The organism is Chrysiogenia bacterium, assembly GCA_020434085.1.
In the GTDB taxonomy this organism is placed as follows: domain Bacteria; phylum JAGRBM01; class JAGRBM01; order JAGRBM01; family JAGRBM01; genus JAGRBM01.
Genome location: JAGRBM010000574.1, coordinates 1 through 4,790 on the forward strand (window position 1 = coordinate 1; position 4,790 = coordinate 4,790).

At 63.1% G+C, this 4,790-nt stretch carries 5 protein-coding genes; all 5 read right to left on the minus strand.

Going from position 1 to position 4,790, the window contains the following annotated elements; genetic code table 11:
• Positions 1–184: 184 nt before the first annotated feature.
• The 5 genes from KDH09_18910 to fabG all read right to left on the minus strand — a co-directional run bounded on the left by KDH09_18910 (position 185) and on the right by fabG (position 4,611).
• Positions 185–1,441 carry a serine hydroxymethyltransferase gene (locus tag KDH09_18910; GenBank protein MCB0221775.1) on the minus strand — a complete coding sequence of 419 codons (1,257 nt, stop codon included), beginning with the start codon at positions 1,439–1,441 and terminating at the stop codon, positions 185–187.
• 175 nt (positions 1,442–1,616) lie between these two features.
• The gene (gene rpiB / locus KDH09_18915) at positions 1,617–2,060 is read right to left on the minus strand and encodes a ribose 5-phosphate isomerase B (protein MCB0221776.1); all 444 of its coding nucleotides are present in this window, start codon (positions 2,058–2,060) and stop codon (positions 1,617–1,619) included.
• A 148-nt stretch (positions 2,061–2,208) separates the two neighbouring features.
• Entirely contained in the window at positions 2,209–3,444 is a 1,236-nt protein-coding gene (fabF, locus tag KDH09_18920) for a beta-ketoacyl-ACP synthase II (protein ID MCB0221777.1), read from the minus strand.
• Between the two features lie 109 nt (positions 3,445–3,553).
• On the minus strand, positions 3,554–3,796 hold the full coding sequence (locus tag KDH09_18925; GenBank protein MCB0221778.1) for an acyl carrier protein: 243 nt from the start codon (positions 3,794–3,796) through the stop codon (positions 3,554–3,556).
• A 62-nt stretch (positions 3,797–3,858) separates the two neighbouring features.
• The gene (gene fabG, locus KDH09_18930) at positions 3,859–4,611 is read right to left on the minus strand and encodes a 3-oxoacyl-[acyl-carrier-protein] reductase (protein ID MCB0221779.1); all 753 of its coding nucleotides are present in this window, start codon (positions 4,609–4,611) and stop codon (positions 3,859–3,861) included.
• Between the last annotated feature and the right edge of the window lie 179 nt (positions 4,612–4,790).

The following is a 4,790-nucleotide window of genomic DNA, read 5'->3' on the forward strand; positions in this document are numbered from 1 at the left end:
GCTCCGACGACCGTGAGAAGGCACTCAGTCTGGGCGCCAACACTTACATCACCAAGCCCATCCAGGCCGCTCACGTGCTCACGACGGTCAAGCAGCTTCTGAACATTCAGTAGCCTCAATTACGCAAGCCAAAAGAAAAGGCGGCCCGGTGGGCCGCCTTTTTCGTATGCTGGGCTGTTGAAACTCAGGTGTAGAGCGGGAACTTTCCGGCCAGTTCCTTGACCTGACCGGCGACTTCCTTGATGCGACCCTCGTTGGTGGGCTCGTCCAGAATGCCGGCAATCCAGCCACCGATGAGCTTCATTTCCTCTTCCTTCATCCCGCGCGAAGTGAGCGCCGGGGTGCCGATGCGCACACCACTGGTGATGAAGGGGGAGCGCTCTTCGAAGGGAACCGTATTCTTGTTGCAGGTGATGCCCGCGTGCTCAAGAGCCGCTTCGGCATCCTTGCCGGTGAGCTCACCCTTGTTTCGCAGGTCCAGCAGCATCAGGTGGTTGTCCGTACCGCCCGAGCACAGGTTGAATCCGCGCTCGGTGAGCGCGCCGGCCAGGGCCTGCGCATTGTCGATGATCTGCTTGGCGTAGTCCTTGAACGAGGGCTGAAGGGCCTCGTGGAAGGCGACGGCCTTGGCGGCGATGACGTGCATGAGCGGGCCGCCCTGGCTGCCGGGGAAGACGCGCGAGTTGATCTTCTTGGAGAGCTCCTCGTCGTTGGTGAGGATCATGCCGCCGCGCGGACCGCGCAGCGTCTTGTGCGTCGTGGTGGTGACCACGTGGCAGTGGGGCATGGGGTCGCTGTGAAGCCCCGCGGCGATGAGGCCCGCCGGATGGGCGATGTCGGCGAGCAGGAAGCAGCCCACTTCGTCGGCAATCTCGCGGAAGGTCTTGAAGTCGATGTCGCGCGGGTAGGCGCTGGCACCGACGACGATGAGCTTGGGATTGTGCTTCTTGGCCAGCTCGCGGACCTGGTCCATGTCGATGTAGCCGGTCTCTTTGCTCACGCCGTAGGAGACGACTTTGTAGAGACGGCCCGAGAAGTTCACCGGCGAGCCATGGGTCAGGTGACCGCCGTGGGAGAGATCCATGCCCAGAATGGTGTCGCCGGGCTCAATGAGGGCAAAGTAGGCCTCCATGTTGGCCTGGGAGCCGGCATGGGGCTGGACGTTGGCATACTTGGCGCCGAAGAGCTTCTTGGCGCGCTCGCGTGCCAGGTCTTCGGCCACGTCCACGTATTCGCAGCCGCCGTAGTAGCGCTTGCCGGGATAGCCCTCGGCATACTTGTTGGTCATGACCGAACCGACCGCCTCCATGACGGCGGTGCTGACGAAGTTCTCCGAGGCGATCATTTCGAGCTTGTCTTCCTGACGGGCGCGCTCGTTCTGAATCGACTTGAAGATTTCGGGATCGACATCCTTGAGTGAGGTAACAAGAGGTGAAGCCATTAAAAAATCCTTTCGGTCCACCGGGCCCTGGCGGGGCGAGCGGATATCAGGCGGGCTGTTGCCTGAGAATGGGTTTACTAGCTGATTTTGGGGCCCGATAGAAGACTGGGCGCAATGTGGCCTGAGGCTGAACCGGGCGCCCGCTGGGGGCTCTGAAGTGAAATACAGGGCGGCCTCAGCCGCCGCCACCCATGCCTTCGATCTTGGCAACCCGGCGCTCATGGCGTCCGCCCTCGAAGTCGGTCTCCAGGAAGGCCTTGGTGAGCTCTCTGGCCAATCCGGCGCCAATGACACGCTCTCCCAGGCACAGGATGTTGGCGTTGTTGTGGGCGCGGATCATGCGGGCGCTGAAGGTATCGCTCACCACGCCGGCGCGGATGCCGGGCAGCTTGTTGGCGCTCATGGCCATTCCCTGGCCGGTGCCGCAGACGAGGATGCCCAGATCGGCGCCCCCGGCGGCCAGTAGATCGGTCACCTTGCGGGCGTAGTCGGGATAGTCCACCGATTCGCTGCCGTCGGTGCCCTGATCGAGGATCTCGTGACCGAGCTCGGCGACATACTCCACCAGCTCATTCTTGAGGTTGACCCCGCCGTGGTCTGCTGCGATGGCGATCTTCACGCGCATCCTCCGAGGTCAGTGAGTGTAGCAGGCGAGGGCGTAGAGGGAAGGGGGCAGTAGGGGCGGGGTCTACCCGCCCGGGTTTCGTGCAGGCGCAAACAGAAGGGGCGGGTAGAGCCCGCCCCTACACGAATCGTGATGATTTCTCTCAGACCTTGCTGAGAACGAGGCAGGCGTTGGTGCCACCAAAGCCGAAGGAATTGCTCATGACGTGCTCAAGCTGCTTGTCACGGGCGGCATTGGCGCAGTAGTCGAGATCGCACTCGGCGTCCTGGTCTTCGAGATTGATGGTTGGGGGAATCTTGCCCTCGTTGAGCGCCATGATAGAGAAGCAGGCTTCTACCGCGCCAGCCGCGCCGAGCAGGTGACCCGTCATGGACTTCGTCGAGGAAACAACGATACTGCCCGCTGCTTCGCCGAAGACGGCGCGAATGGCCTTGGTCTCGTTCACATCGCCCACCGGGGTGCTGGTTCCATGGGCGTTGACGTAGCCTACCTTGCTGGCGTCGATGCCCGCGTCCTTTAGCGCCATGCGCACCGCGCGTGCCGGGCCCTCGGTCGTGGGGGCGGTGATGTGGTTGGCGTCGCAGGAGAGGCCGTAGCCCGAGACCTCGGCATAAATCATCGCGCCGCGCGCCCTGGCATGCTCGTATTCCTCGAGCACCAGCACGCCGGCACCCTCACCCATGACGAAGCCATCGCGGCCGGCGTCCCAGGGGCGCGAAGCGCGCTCTGGCTCGTCATTGCGCGTCGAGAGGGCGCGCATCGCCGCGAAGCCGCCGACTCCCAGGGGAGTCGTGGCCATCTCGGCGCCGCCGGCAAGCATCACGTCGGCATCGCCGCGCTGGATGATGCGCGTGGCCTCGCCGATGGAATGGGCACCGGTGGCACAGGCCGAGACCGGCGACCAGCTCGGGCCCTGCAGGTTGTAGCGGATGGAAATCTGGCCGGGGGCCAGGTTGATGAGCAGCATGGGAATGAAGTGCGGGGTGAGACGGCCGTAGCCCTTCTCCTGCACGACGTCCTTGTTTTCCTCAATGGTGGAGAGGCCGCCGATGCCCGAGCCCACGACGCAGCCCGCGCGCGGGGCGAGCTCTTCACTCACTTCCAGGCCCGATTGCTTCATGGCCTGTGCGGCCGCTGCCATGGCGAGCTGGATGAAGGGGTCATTCTTGCGAGCTTCCTTCTTGTCCATCCACAACTCGGGGTTGAAGTCCTTGACCTCACCGGCGATCTGGCTGCGCAGTTCGGAGGGGTCGAAGCGCGTGATGCGCCCGATGCCGCTCTTTCCCGCCAGTAGGTTCTTCCACGTTGTGGCAAGGTCATTGCCAAGTGGTGTGACTGCTCCCATACCCGTGACGACGACTTTTCTCTGATCCGTCATATCCCTGCTACTCCGACGTTACCTGGTGCCCAGTCGCTACGAAGGCCACAGCCACTCTACAAGGTGCGGCTGCGGCCTTCCAGCATTCTTCGAGAATGGAGAGGCTGCCTCAGGCGGCCTTTGCCTTCTCGATGAAGGCGATGGCGTCGCCAACGGTCTTGATGTTCTCGGCCGCTTCGTCGGGAATCGAGATGTCGAATTCCTCTTCCATGGCCATGACAAGCTCCACAACGTCGAGGCTGTCGGCGCCCAGATCGTCGATGAAGGCCGCCTCGGGCTTGATCGCATCGGCATCGGCGCCGAGTTGATCGACGATGATGGCCTTCACTTTTTCCAGTAGTTCTGCACTCATGATTTCGTATCTCCTTGGCTCTAAGCCCTGATTTCTTTTGGTCTTCAAATTCCGGCGCGGCGCTACATGTAGAGCCCGCCGTTAACGTCCAATACTGCGCCCGTCATGTAGGACGAGTCCTCGCAGGCAAGAAAGGCGACCGCTTTGGCGATCTCTTCGGGCTTGCCCACGCGCCCGAGCGGAATGTTGCCCGTGAGCTCTTCGCCCGCGCCCTCAATGATGTGGCCGGTCATATCCGTCTCGATGAAGCCCGGGCACACGGCGTTGACGCGCACGTTGCGCGAGCCCAGCTCTTTGGCGACGCTCTTGGTCATGCCGATGATACCGGCTTTCGAGGCCGAGTAGGCCGTCTGCCCGGCATTGCCGGAGCGGCCCACCACGCTGGAGAGATTGATGATGGACCCGGCGCGCTGCTTCATCATGGCGCGCCCGACGCTCTTGATCAGGTAGAAACTGCCGCTGAGGTTCGTCGCAATGACCGCGTCCCAGTCGTCCTGGGTCGTGCGGATCAGAAGCTGGTCCTTGTTGACGCCCGCGTTGTTGACGAGGATATCGAGGACCTTCTTGTCGGCAAGGATCTGTTTGATCGCCGCGTCGGAGGCCTCGGCGTCGGCCACATCGAACCCGATTGCCTCGGCGCTGCCGCCGGCCTTCTCGCAGAGCGCCACGGTCTCTTTGGCGGCGTCCTCACCTGAGCGGTAGTTCACCAGCACGTGGGCGCCGCGGGAGGCGAGCTCCACACAGATGGCGCGCCCAATGCCGCGCGAGCCGCCGGTAACCAGCGCGATTTTTCCTTCAAGGGTTGCGGTGCTCATGGATGTTTCCTCAGGCCGCCTGCAGGGCGGCGAGCGCCTTTTCGAGTGATTCGCAGTCGGCGACGTTCACAGCGGCAAGCTTGCGGTCGATGCGCTTGAGAAGGCCCGAGAGCACGCGGCCCGGGCCGACCTCGACGAAGCGCTCGGCGCCAAGCTGCTGCAACTTCATCACGGTATCC

Coding starts and splice junctions, on each gene's coding strand:
- fabF (MCB0221777.1), bottom strand. CDS start 3,444: ATGACGGATCAGAGAAAAGTCGTCGTCACGGGTATGGGAGCAGTCACA.
- KDH09_18910 (MCB0221775.1), bottom strand. CDS start 1,441: ATGGCTTCACCTCTTGTTACCTCACTCAAGGATGTCGATCCCGAAATC.
- KDH09_18925 (MCB0221778.1), bottom strand. CDS start 3,796: ATGAGTGCAGAACTACTGGAAAAAGTGAAGGCCATCATCGTCGATCAA.
- fabG (MCB0221779.1), bottom strand. CDS start 4,611: ATGAGCACCGCAACCCTTGAAGGAAAAATCGCGCTGGTTACCGGCGGC.